At 44.9% G+C, this 19,983-nt stretch carries 28 protein-coding genes; 3 read left to right on the plus strand and 25 right to left on the minus strand.

Annotated features, from left to right (window positions below; all coding sequences use genetic code 11):
* The 20 genes from ACJ751_RS21215 to ACJ751_RS21310 all read right to left on the minus strand — a co-directional run.
* The coding region (locus ACJ751_RS21215) for a hypothetical protein (protein ID WP_407747522.1) at positions 1 to 530 on the minus strand (530 nt) is incomplete at its 3' end.
* Between the two features lie 9 nt (positions 531 to 539).
* Complete coding sequence (locus ACJ751_RS21220) at positions 540 to 1,001, minus strand: hypothetical protein (protein WP_407747523.1); 462 nt, start codon at positions 999 to 1,001, stop codon at positions 540 to 542.
* A 3-nt stretch (positions 1,002 to 1,004) separates the two neighbouring features.
* Positions 1,005 to 1,799 (minus strand): hypothetical protein, encoded by a 795-nt coding sequence (locus ACJ751_RS21225; RefSeq protein ID WP_407747524.1) that lies wholly within the window; start codon positions 1,797 to 1,799, stop codon positions 1,005 to 1,007.
* A gap of 2 nt (positions 1,800 to 1,801) precedes the next feature.
* A complete protein-coding gene (locus ACJ751_RS21230) occupies positions 1,802 to 2,296 on the minus strand; it encodes a hypothetical protein (RefSeq protein WP_407747525.1) in 495 nt (164 codons plus the stop codon).
* Positions 2,297 to 2,304: 8 nt separating this feature from the next.
* Entirely contained in the window at positions 2,305 to 3,168 is an 864-nt protein-coding gene (locus ACJ751_RS21235) for a hypothetical protein (RefSeq protein WP_407747526.1), read from the minus strand.
* A gap of 30 nt (positions 3,169 to 3,198) precedes the next feature.
* Complete coding sequence (locus ACJ751_RS21240; protein WP_407747527.1) at positions 3,199 to 3,417, minus strand: hypothetical protein; 219 nt, start codon at positions 3,415 to 3,417, stop codon at positions 3,199 to 3,201.
* Between the two features lie 11 nt (positions 3,418 to 3,428).
* Complete coding sequence (locus tag ACJ751_RS21245; RefSeq protein WP_407747528.1) at positions 3,429 to 3,734, minus strand: hypothetical protein; 306 nt, start codon at positions 3,732 to 3,734, stop codon at positions 3,429 to 3,431.
* Positions 3,727 to 4,020, minus strand: coding sequence for a hypothetical protein (locus ACJ751_RS21250; protein ID WP_407747529.1), 294 nt, complete (start codon positions 4,018 to 4,020; stop codon positions 3,727 to 3,729). The genes ACJ751_RS21245 and ACJ751_RS21250 overlap by 8 nt, the downstream gene beginning before the upstream one ends.
* Complete coding sequence (locus tag ACJ751_RS21255; RefSeq protein ID WP_407747530.1) at positions 4,017 to 4,250, minus strand: hypothetical protein; 234 nt, start codon at positions 4,248 to 4,250, stop codon at positions 4,017 to 4,019. The genes ACJ751_RS21250 and ACJ751_RS21255 overlap by 4 nt, the downstream gene beginning before the upstream one ends.
* Positions 4,250 to 4,732 carry a hypothetical protein gene (locus ACJ751_RS21260; protein WP_407747531.1) on the minus strand — a complete coding sequence of 161 codons (483 nt, stop codon included), beginning with the start codon at positions 4,730 to 4,732 and terminating at the stop codon, positions 4,250 to 4,252. Before ACJ751_RS21260 ends, ACJ751_RS21255 begins: the two co-directional genes overlap by 1 nt.
* 1 nt (position 4,733) lies before the next feature.
* Positions 4,734 to 5,714 (minus strand): hypothetical protein, encoded by a 981-nt coding sequence (locus ACJ751_RS21265; RefSeq protein WP_407747532.1) that lies wholly within the window; start codon positions 5,712 to 5,714, stop codon positions 4,734 to 4,736.
* Positions 5,715 to 5,726: 12 nt separating this feature from the next.
* Positions 5,727 to 6,320 (minus strand): DUF6046 domain-containing protein, encoded by a 594-nt coding sequence (locus ACJ751_RS21270; RefSeq protein WP_407747533.1) that lies wholly within the window; start codon positions 6,318 to 6,320, stop codon positions 5,727 to 5,729.
* Complete coding sequence (locus ACJ751_RS21275; protein WP_407747534.1) at positions 6,317 to 7,717, minus strand: hypothetical protein; 1,401 nt, start codon at positions 7,715 to 7,717, stop codon at positions 6,317 to 6,319. The genes ACJ751_RS21270 and ACJ751_RS21275 overlap by 4 nt, the downstream gene beginning before the upstream one ends.
* A gap of 186 nt (positions 7,718 to 7,903) precedes the next feature.
* Positions 7,904 to 8,326: a hypothetical protein gene (locus tag ACJ751_RS21280; RefSeq protein WP_407747535.1), complete on the minus strand. Its 423-nt coding sequence runs from the start codon at positions 8,324 to 8,326 to the stop codon at positions 7,904 to 7,906.
* Between the two features lie 23 nt (positions 8,327 to 8,349).
* The gene (locus ACJ751_RS21285; protein WP_407747536.1) at positions 8,350 to 8,781 is read right to left on the minus strand and encodes a hypothetical protein; all 432 of its coding nucleotides are present in this window, start codon (positions 8,779 to 8,781) and stop codon (positions 8,350 to 8,352) included.
* Positions 8,782 to 8,791: 10 nt separating this feature from the next.
* Entirely contained in the window at positions 8,792 to 9,937 is a 1,146-nt protein-coding gene (locus tag ACJ751_RS21290; protein WP_407747537.1) for a DUF2586 family protein, read from the minus strand.
* Positions 9,938 to 9,994: 57 nt separating this feature from the next.
* A complete protein-coding gene (locus ACJ751_RS21295; protein WP_407747538.1) occupies positions 9,995 to 10,471 on the minus strand; it encodes a CHAP domain-containing protein in 477 nt (158 codons plus the stop codon).
* On the minus strand, positions 10,468 to 10,980 hold the full coding sequence (locus tag ACJ751_RS21300) for a hypothetical protein (RefSeq protein ID WP_407747539.1): 513 nt from the start codon (positions 10,978 to 10,980) through the stop codon (positions 10,468 to 10,470). The genes ACJ751_RS21295 and ACJ751_RS21300 overlap by 4 nt, the downstream gene beginning before the upstream one ends.
* Entirely contained in the window at positions 10,967 to 11,272 is a 306-nt protein-coding gene (locus ACJ751_RS21305; protein ID WP_407747540.1) for a hypothetical protein, read from the minus strand. Before ACJ751_RS21305 ends, ACJ751_RS21300 begins: the two co-directional genes overlap by 14 nt.
* 58 nt (positions 11,273 to 11,330) lie before the next feature.
* Complete coding sequence (locus tag ACJ751_RS21310; RefSeq protein WP_407747541.1) at positions 11,331 to 11,471, minus strand: hypothetical protein; 141 nt, start codon at positions 11,469 to 11,471, stop codon at positions 11,331 to 11,333.
* 64 nt (positions 11,472 to 11,535) lie between these two features.
* Here ACJ751_RS21310 and ACJ751_RS21315 point away from each other — a divergent pair, with 64 nt between their 5' ends.
* On the plus strand, positions 11,536 to 12,039 hold the full coding sequence (locus tag ACJ751_RS21315; RefSeq protein WP_407747542.1) for a hypothetical protein: 504 nt from the start codon (positions 11,536 to 11,538) through the stop codon (positions 12,037 to 12,039).
* Positions 12,040 to 12,050: 11 nt separating this feature from the next.
* Here ACJ751_RS21315 and ACJ751_RS21320 read toward each other — a convergent pair whose 3' ends face one another.
* The 5 genes from ACJ751_RS21320 to ACJ751_RS21340 form a co-directional block, all read right to left on the minus strand.
* Complete coding sequence (locus ACJ751_RS21320; RefSeq protein WP_407747543.1) at positions 12,051 to 12,371, minus strand: hypothetical protein; 321 nt, start codon at positions 12,369 to 12,371, stop codon at positions 12,051 to 12,053.
* Between the two features lie 125 nt (positions 12,372 to 12,496).
* Positions 12,497 to 13,216, minus strand: coding sequence for a hypothetical protein (locus tag ACJ751_RS21325; RefSeq protein WP_407747544.1), 720 nt, complete (start codon positions 13,214 to 13,216; stop codon positions 12,497 to 12,499).
* A gap of 126 nt (positions 13,217 to 13,342) precedes the next feature.
* Positions 13,343 to 14,032: an AAA family ATPase gene (locus tag ACJ751_RS21330; RefSeq protein WP_407747545.1), complete on the minus strand. Its 690-nt coding sequence runs from the start codon at positions 14,030 to 14,032 to the stop codon at positions 13,343 to 13,345.
* Between the two features lie 13 nt (positions 14,033 to 14,045).
* The gene (locus tag ACJ751_RS21335) at positions 14,046 to 16,070 is read right to left on the minus strand and encodes a Mu transposase C-terminal domain-containing protein (RefSeq protein ID WP_407747546.1); all 2,025 of its coding nucleotides are present in this window, start codon (positions 16,068 to 16,070) and stop codon (positions 14,046 to 14,048) included.
* A gap of 102 nt (positions 16,071 to 16,172) precedes the next feature.
* Positions 16,173 to 16,412 carry a hypothetical protein gene (locus ACJ751_RS21340; protein WP_407747547.1) on the minus strand — a complete coding sequence of 80 codons (240 nt, stop codon included), beginning with the start codon at positions 16,410 to 16,412 and terminating at the stop codon, positions 16,173 to 16,175.
* Between the two features lie 591 nt (positions 16,413 to 17,003).
* On the opposite strand from ACJ751_RS21340, the gene ACJ751_RS21345 reads away from it, so the two are divergent.
* Both ACJ751_RS21345 and ACJ751_RS21350 read left to right on the plus strand, forming a co-directional pair.
* Positions 17,004 to 17,492: a GNAT family N-acetyltransferase gene (locus tag ACJ751_RS21345; RefSeq protein WP_407747548.1), complete on the plus strand. Its 489-nt coding sequence runs from the start codon at positions 17,004 to 17,006 to the stop codon at positions 17,490 to 17,492.
* 214 nt (positions 17,493 to 17,706) lie between these two features.
* Positions 17,707 to 19,983, plus strand: a 2,277-nt coding sequence (locus ACJ751_RS21350) for a choice-of-anchor Q domain-containing protein (protein ID WP_407747549.1), incomplete at its 3' end; no start/stop codon positions are given.

Consider the following 19,983-nt stretch of genomic DNA (forward strand, 5'->3'; position numbering starts at 1 on the left):
CTTGTTATGGTAGTGTTATTCCCTGCAACACCGGAAAAATGCATTGTTCCAAGCGGATCTGCTGCAAACAAAGGCGCCAGACGATCAAAACCCCAATCTGCATTCTTAAATAGTACAATGTCTGCAGGTCCCTGGTCGATGGAAGCCCGTTGTATACTTAAACCATATTGCCCGCTTCCCTGGGTAATATTAAATACTGTTGGCCAGTAGTTGGCCAGGATATTTTTAAAACTGTTATGGGAGCCAATTACACCTGTGCCATATAAAAGAAAATCTGCAGGCTGTGCTACCGATGACTGGTTTTGTATAAAGCTTCCGGTTAAAGGCCCAATAGCGCTTGCTGTGGCCAGTACATTGTTACTGGCGCTGTCAGCAGTGTTCAGGTTGGTTGAAATGGATCTGATCCATTTGTCTTTCAAAAAAAGACTATCAGTGAATACACCTCTTTTTGCCTGGATCTGACTGGGTATTTGCTGGCCCAAACCACGAAGACATAAGAATGCAAGGGCAAAAACAAGAATCCGTTTCATGTGTTGTTATTACCGTTTATAAATTAAAAACTGGGTTGGAGCGGTAATGCCGTTTATATAAACCGGCTTATCGGCCACCGCATACAGGGCGCAATCAAGAATAAACGTGTCATTTGCCTGTATGGTTGATTCTATCATTACATCTTCCCCGCCGACAACTGTACCTATACGGATAGTAACCTCGGCGGAAGGGATAATAATAACTGATTCAAGCCGGCTGCCTGCCTTTAGCGTATAAATGTAATTGGCGTTGGCATTGATCCGTTCAGGAAGGAACAAGGTGACTAAAGCATTGATCGATTCCTGTGAAGGCAGGGTGTTTAAAACGTTTTCCAGGCCATTCACTGAAGAAATGGGCAATTGCTCATTTTTATGCCAGTAGCTATCCATCCAGTCGTAGAACTGTTGTTGTAATGGTTTAAAGCCCCGTTTAAACCAACTTTTAAGTGTATTTATGTTTTGTATGGCCATGTGTTAAAGAGAAATTAAAGCGTAATCGAATCGAAGATCATTTTGGTGGCTTCCAATATCCTGGAGAATTAAATAAAAGCTGTCAGCCCTTTTGTCTTTCACCATCCAGAAGGCATCGTTGTCATTAGAAACATACTGCCAGTCGCTCACACTTTGCAAACTGCCTACTACAACATAATTAGAGGTGCCAACCGATGCGAAACCTACCTTTATATATCTATCGCCTGGTACATCTCCAAAATAAAACGAACCTGTGCCCAGTATATTCCAGGATGGCCTGTTATCAATATCGGTCCAGTTATGGCGGTGGGGCGATGGGTTGAAAGATCCCGGTTTATCAGTTATCTGATTCCAGGAATGCGTATGCGTGTTAAACGCAGCCTGTAAATTGTTATGTGCAGTGATCAGGTTGCCTAATCCCTGGCTGATGGCGGCCATTGTATCAACGCGTACAAAATCAGTGAATGCATAGCCGCCCGTAATACCCAGCTTTGCCCGTTTGGTATAATAAACGGTTTGAATGGAACCATCATTAAAGATCTCGGTATCGGAAACCTCTTCCACCACTATGCGGCCTGTTTTTAAGCCACCGGCAAAAGGCATCAGTTCCCCGTCAATAACTACCCAGCCATCGCTATAGGATGTGCCCAGGTCGGTAACACCAGTTACGATCACCCTGCTTCCAAATGCCTTTGCTATGGCACTTATTGCTTCCCGGTAAGAGGTTTGCAAAAAATCAAGGGTATCCTGGTAGGTAGCAAGCCCTTCGAGTTTTGAAAAATCAATTCGTTTATACATGTTTACACAATTGAAATTTTATACACTTTGTCGGGCAGAATATAATTGTCTATTACTGCCGACATTTCATTCATATTAAAAGAAACGGTTGCCGGTACCTGTACAATAAAATCATATTGAAAAGCGCTGGCTTCACCTTTTTGATAAAGCCATGTTTTTGGTTTTGTAGCTTCGCCTTTGGTAAACAGATGAACCGGTTTGCTTTCTAATTTTTTATATAAGAACAAAGGGTCTTTTCTTTTAGGCTGCACTATCTTTATCTTCCGGTTACTGCTATCGTATTTATCATTAAGGGCCATTTCAACATAACACACCTGCGGCGTGATCATCAGCTTGTACAGGTTACTGCGCCGGTTGATCAAAAACAGGTTGTAGATATACACAACCGGGCTTACCAGGGCGTTTAACAATGCCATTGTTTTTGATTTGCGCAATATGGCAGGCGTTAGCCAGGTAGTGAGCTTTTTATAATTTATATCGAAAATGCGTTCGTTCATTGTTCAGCTTATTTTATCTGGCTATGCGGGATGTACTCAATATTCAGATCGGCATCGTCAATACGTAAGTAGCCGCTATCAGGTACATACTCAACATCAACACTGACAGGTGAAAACTGGGCGTAGCTGGTTTGACATGCGAGCAAATGCGGTATTTCCACTCCTTCTACCGCCTGTAATGCGTCAACCAATTGCGCCAGCACAAAAAGGCCATTAAAAGGAAGGTTTTGCAGATAAGCCCTTATTGCGTTTGGGACAGGAGTGCCGTCTGTTCCATCCAGCCTGCTGCCATTAGCGCCAATGATAAGCGGGTTGTAATAGATCCTCAATTTTAACTGAAGGCGATCTGCTTCGCCGCTATCAACTTCTATGTCTACACCCGCATCTGCTATTCTGTCAAAGTATTCCCTTAAGGCATAGAGTTGATCCGAAGCGAGTGAGGCCAGGTCGGCGCCATTTGCCCTGGCTGCCTTGATCCTGAGATACACCCGCCCATTTGCTCTTTTTTGTCGAACAACGGCTGCAAATTTTACCACCTTTGAATTTTCTATATCCTCATCAGACACTCCGGCATTATCATAATAATCCTGCTCCGGAGCCAGGTTGTGGCCAAACTGAAATGCTTTTGCTTTTTCTGCATACCAGCGTAATGAATGTGGTTTCTTTGCTGCGATCAGTTCATTTACTTCTGCTTTGTGTGCGTCCTGTAACTGTTCAATGGTCCATTGGCACACGGCTACGATGTAAGTGAGCAGTCTTAACAGATTGGCCTTACTCCAGGTAGCCGGATTAATTGTAATATCAACAGCAGCGAATTCATTTACCAGGGTACTGGTAATATCGGCATGTATGTCAGTGATCGTGCGTGCCATTATTTGGGTAATGTTTTATTGTAATAAAGTTTAGTTGCCGGCCTCTTGTTGTTGTTTACCGGTTCCTGTACCGGGATCGAGGCATTGAATAATAAAGTCGATGCCTGCGCCTGCTACCAGGAACCAGAATGCTGCTTTAAGATCGTTTTGAAAATAAGCGGCCCCGCTAACGGTGGCCACCATGCCTCTGAGGGCAAGGGATATTTTCAATAATTTTTTTGGTGTTGGTTTAAAATAATTTGTCAGCATACTATTTCCTTTTAAGAAACTATAAAGTCGTTTTCAATAGCCCAGAATTCGATGCCTTCATTGCCGGTTGAACCAGGTTCCGCAGCATTGAATGTGTCGCCACTGGCTGGCCTGTTGGCCGTGTTGCGGAACAATTGAATGATGCTTCTTTTTTCCTGATCAAAGTCAGGCACCAGGAGTGCTTCACCTGCCTGCAGGTCGTCGGTGATTGCCCGGCCATTTAACTGCGCCAGTTCAATTGCCCGTTCCATGTCACCCAGCTCCTGCAAAGCAATGTCGAGCCAGGTTTGCCCGTATGATACTGTTACATTAGTCATTGTATGGAGCGTCTATCGACAGTTTGTTATTTTCAAAAGCGATTTTGTTTATCAGCATACCATCATCAGAAAATTGATTGCGGATCTCCCGTAAGAAAACATCTGTCTGTTCCGATTCCAGGTATTTAAAAGCGCCTACACCGGCATCAGGATTTTCTTTCAGACCGCCTTTGTCAATTAACAACAGCAGGGCCTGGTGTTGCTGGTCACTTTTGCCGATCTTACAGTTTCCTGTTGCATCGATCAGCAGATCATTACTGGTGCTATCTAATAATAAGTCAATCATAAAATATTTCCGGTTATACTAACTCCGGTTACGGGGCCGCCGCCCGGAGGGGCAACCAAACCCGTTCCGGGAATATTCAGGTTAGCGTTGTTTTTTATGTGCCTGATGATCTCATCAGCCACTGCTTTCCAGAAATCCTGCCGCGCCTGATCGATGTCCTCGATATTATCATTGTAAGCATTCGCCCTGTTGTACAAGGCAGCGCCCAATACATCTTTACTTAAAGCCATTACCGGAGTATGTTTTGAATTTTTGTTAATGCCTGCTGCAATTTTGGATAGTCGGGATTTGTTCCCTGGATCACTGCTATTTTCATTACAGCCTGGATAATTAATTCAAGCGCCTGGCGCAGGGTATCGTTCTGTTTTCTGATCAATAACCCTGTTGCATTCTGTTCAATGAATGTATCGTCAATTTCCAGACGCCATGTTTCAATAACAGTGCAGGCCAGTACCATCCATTCATCGGTGCCTTCAATACGCGCAGCCAGACACCAACTGCCTTTTTTAGGAAAAACAGTAAGACTTTCACTGCCATCGATCACCGGTCTTAACCGAACGTCGTAGTATTCCAGGTTGGTCTCTGCATCATATAAGACACAGGTAGCTTCTGTGGTATTTACGTCCCTGACAGTGGCCAGCATGGTTGGCTGTGGCCCAACCCTGGCTGCGCGTTCATCGAGCAATTCCCGTATTTGTTCTTCTCTGCCCATATTACAAAGTGGATGCTATTTTTACTTTTTGCCTTCCCCCACCGGAAGTGAATTCTCCTTCTATAGCTTCTATAAAATATTTCCCGTTTCGCAAAGGATACTTTTTATCTTCTATGGTAGCCGCCATGCCCGGTTCGGCATAAGGAACAAGGAATGCAGTAATAGCGCCTTCATAACCCCGGTTTTGCATTTTCTTCCTTTGCTCATCTTCAATCCTTTTCAGCGTTGCTTTATCTACCCGGCAGGGCAGCTTCATCTGCTTCACGTTCTTGTTATCAGGATCAGACTTTGTAGCAGATTCCGTTTTTCCATCCTTTCCTTTTTGCACCATAGAGATCTTTACGTCAGCCAGCTCGCGCTTGTCGTTGAACTTTAATTCATTGCTTTCAACCACATTCCATCCAAGCCTGAGTGTAATGGTTGGCTTTAACTGGGTTTCCCTTAAACCAACATACAGGTAATTCAGGTTGAAATACACGGTTTGCAGCATCTTGTCTCTCAGCCAGTCGAGCACTTCTGTCGCTTTTTTGTTAGTAAAGGTCACCGGTGATTCAAAGATTATTTCCGGGATCTGCTTACTTAAAAGAATATTGGTGTCGCGTACAAGGTCCTTGAGAATGTCTGTAAGCTTTACACCAGCCTTATAACTTTTATTGATATTCTGTTTTTTGCGAAGCTGGTAGGAGTACCCTTCGCACTCCAGTTCCAGCGGCGACTTTGGATTAATGCGCCTGATGAAACCCTTAAAACGGGTTTGATTTTTTCCATCATATCCGCATTTGATGAGCACCTCCATGCCTTCCCTGAATTGCAAACCGGTTTCCACCTGTTTGTAATCTTCTCCACCATTCGATTTAAGCATGGCGATAGTGGGTAAGGTGATGGTGGCCGTATCGCTATAATCAGTTATACTCCGCTTCCATTTGATGGAGTTGGGCTTGATTATATTTTTAAAGCCTTTTACTTTTATTTCAGAAGTCATTGTAAACATGTGCTATACCTCCAATGTAAATACGCTGTCGCTTTCGAGTTGAATATTATAAGGCCGTACGTGTTTGCGGCCGCCTTCCACTTCCGGAAGATCAAAGCTTTCCATAACCACTTTCACCTCTTTGCCCAACATGATATTGATCAAAGCATTGTCGATGGAAAAAGCATGCTTCATTTCAAAGACCTGCCTCAAGACATCAAGATCTTTTTCAGGGAACAGCCGGTTCTTGTTATCGATAAAAAAGCCCTTCAGGTTGATAGAATAGTCATCTATACTATACAATTCCTTTACTGTACCCTGGCGTTCGGCCAGTGGTGTTTTTACAATGGTTTTTTTGCCCGATATTTTTACAACACAATAAGGAAGATAAAATTCACTTCGGTCGTAGTTGTCTATATTGAGCTCTGCCAGGCGGGTGGGCAGCCATATTTCACGATTCAGATATTTCTCCAACAATACATAACTCTTGGAGGGCGTTCTCCTGATGACGTTAGGTTCCTCTGTAGGATCTTTTTTGATCTCCGGAGGGATCTGATAGGGCTTCCCGCCAAAAACCTGCTGATATAGTTTTTCCAGATCGAATGATATAGTACTCATTGTAATGCTGCTCCGCTGTTTAAGATTCGCAAAAACATTTCCTGTAGGTGGCTTTCCAGTTCGTTAAGGCCTTCCTTCGCACTCAGTATGTGCAATTCAATTTTATCAGTGAACTTTACGCCATTGATATTGATAACCCGCGGACCTCCGCTGGTGATATCACCGGCTGTTTTGTTCGCCTGGGATTGCGCATCAGCATTTTTAATGCCGGCCGTATTATCGGCAGATCTTACCAGTGTGCTTTCCGGTTGTTTTGTGGCATCCGAAGCTGTAACACTGTTCTTCTTCTTTTGCTGCTCAAAGAATTTCGTTTCATTGGAAGGCTGCAGTGTCCCGTTCTTATCATTGTCCAGGCCTAACACCCAGGCAATTCCATCTACTATCCAGCCAATGATATCAGTAAGCCATTCTATAAGGGGAGAAACAATTTTTACAATACCCGTAACCAGATCGATCAGCCAGGAAAATGCTTTTCCCAATCCTTTTATAATGGGCCCCAGGATAGCTGCAGCAATATGCGCTATAGCGGCCAGTATTGGCCCAAGCCCTTCTGCCAGCGCTACAATAAGATTGCCCACACTATCCAGGATCGGTGCGAAGGCTTCAAACAGGCTATCGAACAATGGCTTCAGTTCTTCCAGGATGGGGCCTACCGCGCCCAGGATAGCCGTTACTACATTCAATACATTATTCAGAATGGAATCGAATGGTAAATTGCTGAGCAGGTCCATTATTGGTTGAGCGAACGCAAGTACCTGCGGTAACAGCTTGTCTATCAAAGTAGCGCCCAGAGCGTTTACCTTGTCCAATAACGGGCTAAATGAATCCGCCACGGTACCTAATGCGCCTTCCCATTTGTCCTTGAGGTTTGCAGTCTTTCCGGCTGCGCCTCCGCCTTGTTTGCCTTTCTTTTCCTCATCGTCCTTTTCGCCGCCATCCAAAAAACCGTACACTGCTTTTGCAACCGGGTTCACTTTTTTGAAGAAGCCGCCAATAGAACTCAACAAGCCGCCGCCACCTTTGGCGTTACCTCTGCTGTCTTTGTTTTCATCGCCTGGTTTATACTCGCTTTTGTTTGCAGGTGGCGCATAACCCGGATGTTTCGCCGCAGCTTTATTCATCAGGTCCAGGTTCTTCGTGAGCACTTCTAGATCTTTTGCATTGGAACTGTTCCTGATCCTTTCCTTAATTCCCTGTATCCTTTTGTCGAGATCTTCAAAGCTTTCCCCCAGAATAGCGTTCTTTTCTTTTATTTGTTTAGCATACTGCCTTATTGGTGAAAGAGATACTTCTGCACGCACAGCTTTGCCTACGTCGGCCAGGTCTTTGGCTACATCCACCACGTCGTGCCTGAAGTTTTTCCAGACCACTAAAAGTTCAGCTATATTATTCGCCACGCTATAATGAGTTTAATGTTTTACCATATCCGCTTTCCGCTTCCATTTTCCTTATGCGGTTAATATGTGCCAGTTTCATCACCAGGGCGTCATCAGAAAGAAGCGATGCATCACGCCCCGTATAGTATTCCACTATTGTTTCAAGAAAGCCGAATGTGTCTTGTTCGGCTTTCTCCGATGCATCGCTTATCTTTTTAAAAGGGCGGCCTTTTTACCTTCCAGAATGGAGTTGAATTTCATGGCTGCAGGAATGAAATATTCATCGTCGTCGATAATAAATTCATCGCCTGCAATGAAACACTCGCGCATGCATTGCTCCAGGAAGGCATATAAGCCTTCATCGCTGAGCTTGGTAGAAGCATAGGAAAGGATGTGCCGGTTAATTGGTTTCATTAAAGCCAGGGCCTCAATGTTCTCACCGCTTTCATCGAGCACAGGCAAATACCATAGTCCTTTATTCTGGTTGCTCCATTTTATCACCTGTTCTTCGCCAAAGCGTTCATACGCCATTTCCTGGCATTGTTCGCGCAATTGCGTTTCCTGGTCTTTACGGTCGCGATCCTTGATGTCTTTAATACTTGAACCTCTGTTGTTGTCTGTTTGTATCATGTGTGATGGGATTATGCAATGGTTTATTTTTCCGAGATATTCATCGCAATAAAGGGCAGTGTGATCTCTGTCATTTTTGCGTTTTGTTCCATCGCTCTGCCGAGCTCTGAAAAGGCAACTTCGGATGCAGTGATCGTTCTGATCTTACCGGTGCGTACGTTTTTATAATCGCACGTAATGGTGATGGAGGAATGAGGCACATCCAGGATATCGGCATAGCCTGCATTTATCGCTGCGTCGTTCATCATATCTACTTCAAACTTTAACAGCTTAAGATTTCCTTCATATTTTTTATTGCCCGACTGGATGTCGATTGGCATATCGCCGGCTGCATATAAATGCTCTTTTTCTACCGTCTTCTTGAATTCAAAACCGCGTAAGCCCACTACTTTACGGCCTAATACGGTTACTGATACCTGCGCCCATGCGCATTCTTTTGTGCTAAATGCTGGCATAATTTATTGTTTAAATAGCCGGGGCTTCCAGGCCCAGGTCAATGTCAATGAATGAGGTATAGCCGAAAGGACGAACACGTAATTTGATGGTCAGCTTTCCGGTGTTGATCACATCCTGTGAAGGATTGATGTACACGATCAAAGCACTGATCTGATCGGCCATATTCAGGTTAATTTGTTGTCTGATCTTTGCTTCCAGGTGCGACAGCACGCTCACATCGATCTTTCCATCTGCATCAATTGCTACTTCGCCTTCCAGGTCCTCTACATAAACAGCGGCGGCAATTACAGCAGCTTTATCAACCACGCGGCCATATGCCAGCAGGCGATAATCGTCTGTGCTGCTCATGCGGTCGATACCAAAATAGAAACCGGCTTTTTGCGGGTGTTGCATCAGGCTGATGAAACCAGCATCGTGCAGTTCAGTCAGATTGATAACGTCTTTAATTTGCTTGTCCCCGATATAGGCGGTGCTGATAGCAAGCGGACCATTGGCTACTTTACCCAGCTTAATGTGAGCGCCATATTTTACCGCTCTGCCCAATGCCAAACCTACTGAGGCTGATCCATCGGCGCGGGTGCCGCCTAATACCACACCGGCATAACCATTGCTGCTGGTCTTCGGTTGCAGGGTATTGTTGGCACTGGCGTTCGCTACACGGCCTTCGATCAGAATGCGAAGGGGAACCAGTTCAGCCAAACGGGCTTCAGCAAAAACCTTTGCTTTGGTGATAGCTGCACCAACCTGGGTATCGATAAAATCGGTACCGCCATTGTAACCGGCTGCAGGTTTGTGAAACACACCCAGCAATCTTACTTTGCCCTGTGCATCGGTGATCAGTTTTTTAGCGCCGGCTTCATTGGTATTGTCCAGCATCTGGTCCATGGTCATGGTGTTTGGAACCAGCATAACGTGTAATTCCTGGTTGCCAGCCAATTCGCCATAGAACTCTTTTAGATGACGATATAATTCCGGTTCGGCAGCTTCGGTAAAACCCTTGCCTTCGGCATCTTCAAGGCTGTACACCGTTGTGGGCACTCCCAGCAAACCGGCCGTAGAGCCGGTTCCGCAGAGTGCTGCAATCCCATCTACAGCATCTACGTCCTGTAACAGGTTGCCATTGCTGTAGAGAATACTTACTTTGGGTAATGACATAATGAGAATTTGAGAATTTTAAATTTTTGAAGTATCATGATCGTTCCATGATCTGTTTTATTGAATGAACCCTTTTATAGCGGTAAGTCTGCGCGTACGGCGACAAACCTCGTACCCTTCGCGACTGCCTTCATCGTTGGTATTGCCTTCGATGGTATCTATATAAGAGCCATGTATCTTTTCTACCAGACCGGTATGGCCGTTTGCTTTGCCGTGGTCCATAATGAAAACGGCGCCCGGTTTAATGATGGCCGGATCTTTAAGCACTTTATCGAGCACTATCTTTCTTACAGGCTGCTGTTCATTCCATTGATGTAAAACACCGGCAGTCCTGATTAGAAAATTAGCAACGCCTGATTCTATTGACGCCTGGTTATAACACCAGTATACAAACGCCATGCACCAGGGAAAACCGGCTGTGAGCCCTACGCTTTTCAGGTATTTGTCTACCTCCGGCCCTGAATTACTGGAGCCTTTTTCGCGTACGCCCAACTGGGTTATTGCTATATCAAGTGCTCTTGCTGAGAGTATCATATAAAGAATTGTATAATTGCTTTTGCACCTGCGACCACTAATCGCCAGTTCTTAATACAAAAGGCGGTTATAAATAAGAGACTTACTGCCAAAGCTATCTTTGCCCACCAGGGCGTCCGGTACTGGATCACTTCCTGCGGTACCGGAACATGCACAATGGTGTTGGTTTTTCGTTCTAATTCTTTTTCCAGTAAGGATATGCGTAACAATAAACTATCCTGTTTGCAATCAATGCTTAGCTCTCCTTTGTTCAGGCTGGCTACCAGCATCGTTCTTCCGTTTTTCGCCTTCGCCTGCCATTTCGCGTCAGGGCAGGGCACACTGGTTATAAGTTGAACCGTGTCGCCAGGGAGGGTAATAACAGAGTCCCTGTAATAGTATTTGACAACCGTGCTGTCTTTTACCTGGTCTATAACCGGCTTACTGGTTTTGCAGCTAAACAATAATGCCATCATTATGATAACATACACCACTAAAATGGTTATGAATATTGCATTAGCCTTTTTCACCGGTCAGTGTTTTTATTTGATGTAATAATCGCAGGTTCTCCTGCTTTAACTGTCTGTTCTCTTCCTGCAATACTTTTATTGCTACCCGCAGCAATTCTATTTCATCGTGTAATGATTCATATTTCTGCTGCATTTCTTCACCCAGCTCGCGCCATACCTTCACGGCTCTTTCTACCGCATCTAATTCGCTTACATAGGTTTCTGCCTTGTTTTTGTTGCGGGCGGCATACCAGGTTATTGTTGCTGTTGTTATACCGGTAAGCGCACTAACGAGCATTTCATTTATCTGCATAATCTCTTTTCTCGATAACCGGGTGCAGCCTTACGGGGCTGGCCGGTTACCTGTGTTTTCACTGTTGTTGCTGGTACTTGTAGAAATGGTTCCGTGCCGTTGACAACACAAAACTGCAACGATTCACAGGGCTTTCAAAATGAGGGATCTGTAACACCGCATCCTCTTCGGTTATATACGTGGGTAACTGCGGTATCATACTTTTTACGTTTTTAAACTGCCACCTAAATAGGCGATTTTTGAGGTATAATAAGTACGCAACTATGTACCAATCGTATTACTCATTGCTTTTGCTGGCGCTAAAAGCCCGCATCCAACAAACTGTTCCTGAAATATTACTGGTTGAGCAGGATTGGCGCCAGATCGATAATAACGATTCAACGCCGGCTCTTCCGTGGCCCTGTGTTTTGATTGATTTTACGCCGTCTTACTTTGGTGCAGAAAGTGAATTGGGCCAGTGGGGGGAGGTTACCATTCAACTACGCCTGGCTTTCCCGCCGGTTACGGCGCCAGATACGGTGAGTGGGCAGGCTATAGCAGGTTATGAAATAGAAGCGAAGCTCTATAAAGCGCTGCAGGGCTGGCAACCAACCGACCAGGAAGGAAATGTTTTTGGTGAGCCACTGACGCGGCTGCAGGTAATTACTGAAGACAGAAAGGATGATCTCAGGGTTAGAATGGTGTATTTTACAACTACCATGGAAGATACAAGCGCTACACCTGTTTATACTATTAAAGTGGCTAAATTAGATATTGACGTAGAGTAGGAGAGCGGGTTCTACCACACCAGGTGTGGCCATTTGTCTTTGAAGTATTTAATGGCGGGTTGCTCTTTTTTGAGCTTTACCAGGAAATTGTAATTGGCTTCAATGATCTCGGGTACAGTAACGGGGCTTAAATAGAATTCTGTAGCCACTTTTTTGATAATGAATTCGTAGCTGAATTTGCGGTCGAAAAAATTTCCGTAGTAAAAATAGCGGCTTACAAGGGCTTCATTGCGGGCCTGGTGCAAATGGGAACTGCGACCCTTTCCGGACCTGGGTGTGGACTCTTTTGACTGGTCGAATATATCTGTATAAAGTGTGTTGATTCCCCGCATACGTATTGCACTACAATAATCGTAATTGAAAGGAATATATACAAGCGATCTTTGTCACAAAAAGCAAAACCTCCATGCAACAATTTGTTTCATGGAGGTTGTTAAATAACTACAATGTGCATTGGTTACTTTTTCTTGCCTGGCCAGTATTTTCCTTCTAGTACATCTTTATACTTTTTACGCCAGTATTTTTTTGCACCTTCTTCCCAGATCAGAAAGGGTTTACCGCCGCCATAACGGCTTTCCACATAGGCAACAAACCCCATTACTTCAATTTTTATATCACAGTCGTGTTTAATGAACCTGGTAAAATCGTTCTTTACCCAATGGCTGATAAAAATTAGCGACTTCCCTTTTTTCGGATGACAGAGGGTGTTGGTCAATTCCAGGTATTGCTTTTTTGACAGTTCAGCGTGTTGGATGCTATCGAGCACGGCAAAATCGGCTGATCTCTTTTTCAACAACCGCTCACCGAAAGTTTCATGATCGTCACTTTCGATGGGCGCCTTGTATAATCTTACCTTTCCATCTTTATCCTGCATGCCCGATTGAATGATCTTGTGCGATACGGTTTCACTATCACCGCCTGCTTCTTCATGATTGTTATAATCTACAATGCCAAAATGAGTGAGGTAATTACACAGGGTGAATATTAAAGAGCTTTTACCTGCAAATGAGGGGCCGGTGATAAACCATTTTGAATGCTGTTCCGGGCAACCAAACGACTCGCGAAATGTGTCTTCGAACGGGTAAAGATCCCTTTCTTTTGAAACTATCTGGGAAGGTCTTAATATTTTGATCTTCTTCTTTTTAGGAAGCTTTTTCGCATTATCAACTAACTGCATGATTGATTGGTTTTTTGTTCTTTGTGGTACTTTTATTCGATAGTACTTTTTTCTTACTAGCCTGTATTATAGGCTGTTATATGTTTTTATGCTACAAAAACAGGGAAAAACAGGCAGGTTTAGTGGTCAGGCTGCGGCTTTGAATGCAATGATCAGATCAGTTAATACCCGCAGGTCATATTCGCATTTATTATACAGCTCGATGATAGTTTGCTCATTGCTTACACCATTAGCTTTGCAAATGAGCGAAACATCTTTTTTAAATTCCTGTTTGGCCGGCGTAAGGTCCCAGAATATTTTTTTCATTCTGCTGTAGAGTTCAGCAAACCCACGTTTATTCCGGTTCACGCCCAGTTCAATCCGCTTTTTTAAATAAGGCGTGGCAATAAATACCAGTCCGCATTTGCCGTGTAACTTGTTCTCCAGGTCAACAAACATTTCCAGTACTTCATCTTTGAGTTTGTCAACCTCATCTATGATGAACAGTGGTGTGTTGTCTTTTTCAAGATTGTTAACCAGGTTATCGAGCATCTCGGCAATAGTGCCGCTGCTGTCTTTGCCCATACGGGTAAGCATGTCGCGCAGCAGCGTACGAATGGGCATGTGGCGGTGGCAACAGACATAATACACAGAAGGCTTTTGTTCGGCAAACGCCTTTACCGTAATGCTTTTTCCCATGCTGGCATTTATAATAATTGCATGAATACCCCGGGGATGCCGTTGCGCATCATCGAAATAGGCTGTTAGTTTATTGAATACGCTGGTAGGTGCAACGGTCCATGTATTTATCGTTGCCTTCTTTTTTTGATCAGTCATAATTGTTTCAATTTTATCGGTTAAAAATGTTCTTGTATACATCGAAGCCGGTGGGTTCCTCTTCTGTTGTTTTCGACTGGCTGTTCTGTTCTTCATTATAGGCCTGCTCCGCATCAGCCAGCAGCTCTTTGGGCGCGAGGCCTGCTAAGAGGAGCGCTTTTGAATCTATTTCATGCGTGCGTGCTGCCGAGAGGGCCGCTACTTTTTGCACCTGTGCTTTCTTTTCGTTGAGGATCATATCCAATGCTTTTCTGCTTCCATCGTATTGATATACCAACGCCCTGGGTTGCAGACTGGCTTCCCTGGCTATAAAGCGGATTTTGTCATGGTCGGTGATCAACACCCGGCTCATGTCGTATGGATCGTAGATCACAGTAACCTTACTGCCAATGAGGTGTTGCATAGTCACATAATCAGGCAGGTCGTAACTGTATTTTGTGCCGTAGATAACAGGTTCAATGCCCCTGTTGGTGATAGTTACCGATCTTCCCTGTGGTGCATGCGAAAAGCCAAACAGGTGCAGGAATTGCAGATCGGTAATGGAGCGTTTTTGATCATCGCTCAATTCATTCCATCGTTGTTTCCATTGCACTTCCCGGCCGGGCGCTTCCAGATCATTTTTTGTAATGGCAGGAATGTTACGCATGTAATACAGGAATTTATCGATCTGTTCGCTGGCATGGTCACCAATTAGCGGGCGCCTTTTTGCATTGGCTTTTAATACTTCCCTGTTTACACCTGCATGTCGGGCCGTTAAGTTGTTACCATTATAATTGAGCTCATTATGCGCAGCCAGTTTTTCTGCGCGCTTAGCATGATCGCTTCCAAACAGTTGTTCAATATATCCTCTGTGTTTATTGCCTACAGCTGGTTTTACAAACCGGGCAATACGCTCGAAGAAGGGAAAGGCATTTTTTTGATTCCAATGATCGGCCTTCACTTCAAAGGGCAGATACCACTGATCGCTTCCGGTGAGGCTTCGGATATAATACATGGCATCGAGCCAGGCAATTCGTACCATATCAAAAACCGGGGCTTTGGCATGCCGGTAACTGGCGCCCAATACCAACCCTATACTACTGTCGGCCACTATATAACCAACATACCGTTGCAGATCTTTGCCGCTTCCTGGTAAATCAGGGTCTGTGAAGTAGTAATTGAAATTGTAATCATCACATTCAACCAGCGCCAGCGGATGCATGGTGCGGGCGGGCAACCCTTTTACCTGGCGCACATATTTTTCATTAAAGGCGTTCCAGCCTTCGCGTCCGGCAATGATCTCATGTTCCCATTCTTTTCTGCGCAAGCTTACAATGCGGGCGCCAATTACTTCACGGTTGTTTTGATTGGCCCAGTTGTTATACAGGTAGCATACCATTACATCATCATATTGATTGGGATGCTCCAGCAATTTCTTCAGTACATCATCGTCAATTTTCCTGGCCAGGGAATTTCCGAATCGCCAGTCTATCAAACAGGCGTATCCTTTCTCCTGGTATTCTGTCATTTTATTGCGCAACCGCTGATAGCTGGCCGGCAGATCGATCCCTTCTGATTTAATAATGTCGCACACATGGCACCAGAACTGATCAAGATTTAGGTTCAATTGCTTTTTGATGGCCTTCTTGTTGCGGTTGATCTCATTGAGCATATTTAGCCAGCTGGCCGCTTTTACATATTTTGTTACATGCTCGGTTGGTAAAAACCGGTTATCACTATATACATAGGAAAGAAAAAAGGCCTCAGCTTTTTGATCGGGTTGCACCATTTTTAAAATGGGCTCTTTTGCCATATGATCATAAGGGTTACCGAATAGCTCCTTCACCATTTTCTTATACTCCTCTTTCAGCGCTTCATATTGAACCAACACCCTGCGGCGATCGTCCGGATCGTTTAAAAAAGTCCAGCATTTGGTGCCTGTACTTTTTGCTTTACGCAAATACACGGCTACTTTTTCTTTCTCTTTGCCGGTAGCATGGGCAATAGCATTCACCATCTCAGAAAATCCGAGATACAATTTGTTATCAATAAATTTCAACTGTCAACAGTTTTACGGGGTCAACAATGGGATTTTGATGGAAGGATCAGTAAGCACAGTGGTAATAGTATTGGAGAGAAGATACCAGTTTTTTTAACTCTTTTATGATTGGGGATCGGGTGAGTTAAAGGGTACAATTTTTTTTGCTGCCTGTAATAACAGGTTGTCATTTTCAATGATCTGCATATAGGTGGCCAGGATCTGATCATTTTCCCTGTCACCTCGTATTACCTTTCTAACATGGTCAGCGCTAACCCCATGAATACCGGCTACCAGTGTGGCTACATCGCGTCTTCGCATCACTGTTTCTTTTTTATGTTGCATAATTTTAGCCCTTTGCATTTGTCTCGTTTTTCGATACAGCAAATATATAGTTGATCGGTAGGTGATGTCAAATTATGAGTAGCCTAGTTTGGCTCATGCTCACTGCCAAAATTTTTTTATATGCAGGAAGAATAAAGTGAATAACCTTGAAGGTGGCTTTGGTAAAGGGTTTCGGTCGATTGCTATTTGTGAATATGTAAGTGGTTTAGATGGATGTCACTTTTGCACATACTAATTAATGTGCCTCGTTTGTTGACGTTATGTTAAGTTAAATAGGGGACTTTGATTTTTTGAAAAGGTAATCTAATTGTTTACACTAACAATAATATAAACAGGGGATGGGAGGTAACCTAAAAGGTAACGGATGTGGTAACCTAACTGTTGGCAACAGCTGTTTTTTGGGTTGCGTCAGCTTATTACGGCTCTTTTAAATCGCCAGGTGATTAATTAAAGTTAGTTGGGAGAATGTTGGAAAACGTTTCGTTTTTCAGGTCAATATTACCCTTAACCGGTTAAAACGCTGCACCAGCGTGCATTTTCAGCCTTTTTATACGGCGTGTTTATTTATGCGTATCGTTTTACGCTGCTTACTATTTTGTACATTTGGCTATGAACTATAGCGTAGCTGTTTATACCGACAATTATAAGCAACCAATAATCGACCTGATCCTTTCCATTCAAACAGAAGAGTTCAATGTAGCGATAACAGCCGGTGACCAACCCGATCTGCAGGATATTCCCGGTTATTACCAGCAGGGCGCCGGCAACTTCTGGTTAGCGATAACTGGCAACACCGTGATCGGCACCATTGCGCTTTCAGATATTGGCAACCAGCAGGGCGCCCTGCGAAAAATGTTTGTTCATAAAGATTACCGGGGCAAAGACTATGGCGTAGCACAAGAGTTGTTGAACACGCTGCTCTCCTGGGCAAAGGAAAAAGAGTTGCAGGAGATCTTCCTGGGCACAACTGATCAATTTCATGCCGCTCATCGTTTCTATGAAAAAAATCATTTTCAACGGGTGCCTGTTGACTCGTTACCTCCTGATTTCTCACGAATGGCAGTTGATAGCATTTTCTACAAGTATATCTTTAAATAGAAGAGCCGTAGATCTAATCCAAAGCCTCTTGCCTCTTATTTACACCCGGCTGCCTGGAATAAAGCCATTTGGTAAGCCGGCACCTGGCATTTCGAAAAAAAACATATACTTTATGTATTAAATGTTTGTTTGTTTACGTTGAAGAACGTAGATATAAACCCTTAAGCAACTGATCAATAACTTATTAGAAAAATTCTACAACTAACCGCATTCTATGTTTGCATTTCGTACCCCGCCGGTATTGTACATTCTTTTATTTCTGTTATCGGCTAACTGCAGTTTTGCTGTCATTCGCTACGTTAATATTAACAATCCCACCCCTGGCGCCGGCACCAGCTGGGCAACGGCTTATAATGATCTGAATGTAGCCCTGGCGTCGTTGACATTCCCGGCGAATTACGGCGACGAAATATGGGTGGCGCAGGGCACCTACAAACCAACTGCTACCAACAACAGGGCAGCTACTTTTTTGGCATCGTTCGGTTATAGTGTTTATGGTGGATTTGCAGGTACAGAAACGGCACGTACCCAGCGGAACCCGCAAATATATCTTACTATTCTTAGCGGCGACATTGGCGTACCCGGCAATGCCAGCGACAATTCGTACCACGTAGTTACCTTACAGGGATTTCAGGGCGGCCGCGATTTCGATGGATTTACCATTCGCGACGGCAATGCCAATGCCGGTTATCCGGGCAGCACTACGCCGCAGCCCAATAATTCGGGCGGGGGCGTGCTGGAACTGGCTTTGGCGGGTGATGTTAGCTATGCTGATCTGAGAAATGATATTATCATTAACAACTTCGCCGTATATGGCGGCGGCTTCTGTTCCTATGGGGATGGAGCCGGCGCCCAGTCTTTTTTTAATTTAAATACACTTCTGTTCGACAATAATACAGCTGTTTTTGGCGGCGCCGTTGGGGCAGTGACGCTGAATGGCGATTGGGGAATGCCCGTTATGCAGAATTGTATTTTTACCAACAACAACAGTCTGACCGCACAGGGGTCGGTATTTGCATCGCTGGCAGATAATCCCTATACCGGACGTGTGTCATCTACAATGGATAACTGTACCCTTTACAATAATACAGCGCCGGTGGCTTTTAATCAGCCGGTTGGTGCAGCCGTCAGCAATGTTTCTTTGACCAATGTTATTGTCTGGACATCTGGAGGGCCTTATTCCAGTGTTACTGTAGGTCCAAATATTTCTTTCAGCAACAGCGATCTGGACCTGGTAACGCCGCTCGTTGGCAATAGTAATCTTGATGCCGATCCGCTTTTCGTGAATGCTGCCGGCAATGATTTTCATTTAACACCCTGTAGCCCGGTTATTGACAAGGGATATCCCGTTTTCGGTTTGACTACCGATTATGAAGGCAATACGCGCCCTCAGGGAACTGCATTGGATGTGGGCGCTTATGAAACTGCCGGTGGAGGCGCCGCAGCAGCACCAACCGCCACTTCGCCCAGTTATTGCCAGAATGCTACTGCCACCGCATTAACGGCTACCGGAAGTAACCTGCTTTGGTATACCGTGGCTACTAATGGTACCAGTAGTGCAACAGCTCCGGTGCCCTCAACTGCTGCAACAGGTACCACCACCTGGTATGTAACCCAAACGCCGGCGGGTAGTTGCGAAAGCACCCGCACCCCTGTAACAGTTACCATAAAAAGTTTACCAGCAGCACCCACCGCTGCATCGCCCAGTTATTGTGAGAATGTTACCGCCACTGCATTAACAGCTACCGGCAGCAATCTGCAATGGTATACGGTGGCCACCAATGGCACAGGTAGTTCAATAGCTCCGGTGCCATCCACCGCATCAGCTGGTACCACCACCTGGTATGTGACCCAAACGCCGGCGGGCGGTTGCGAAAGTACGCGAACGCCTGTAACGGTTACTATCAACAGCGCATCAGCAGCACCCACTGCTACCTCACCCAGTTATTGTCAAAGTGCTACCGCCACTACCTTAACAGCTACCGGAAGCAACCTGCTTTGGTATACCGTGGCTACCAATGGCACGGGGAGTTCAACGGCCCCAGTGCCTTCAACTGCTTCGGCAGGTTCTGCCACCTGGTATGTAACCCAAACACCGGCGGGCAGTTGTGAAAGTACACGCACTCCTGTAACGGTTACCATAAAAAGTTTAGCAGCAGCCCCAATTGCTTCTTCACCCAGTTATTGCCAGAGTGCTGCCTCCACTGCATTAACAGCTACCGGCAGCAACCTGCTTTGGTACACGGTGGCCACCAACGGTACAGGTAGCTCAACAGCCCCGGTGCCTTCAACCGCATCAGCAGGGACTACCACCTGGTATGTAACCCAAACACCGGCGGGTAGTTGTGAAAGTGCAAGAACACCTATAACAGTTACTGTTGGCAGTCCTGCAACTGCACCAACAGCCAGCTCTCCAACTTATTGTCAGAACACTACTGCTACCGCATTAACAGCAACCGGTAGCAACCTGCTTTGGTATACAGTGGCCACC

This window comes from Niastella sp., assembly GCF_045805085.1.
Lineage (GTDB): Bacteria > Bacteroidota > Bacteroidia > Chitinophagales > Chitinophagaceae > Niastella.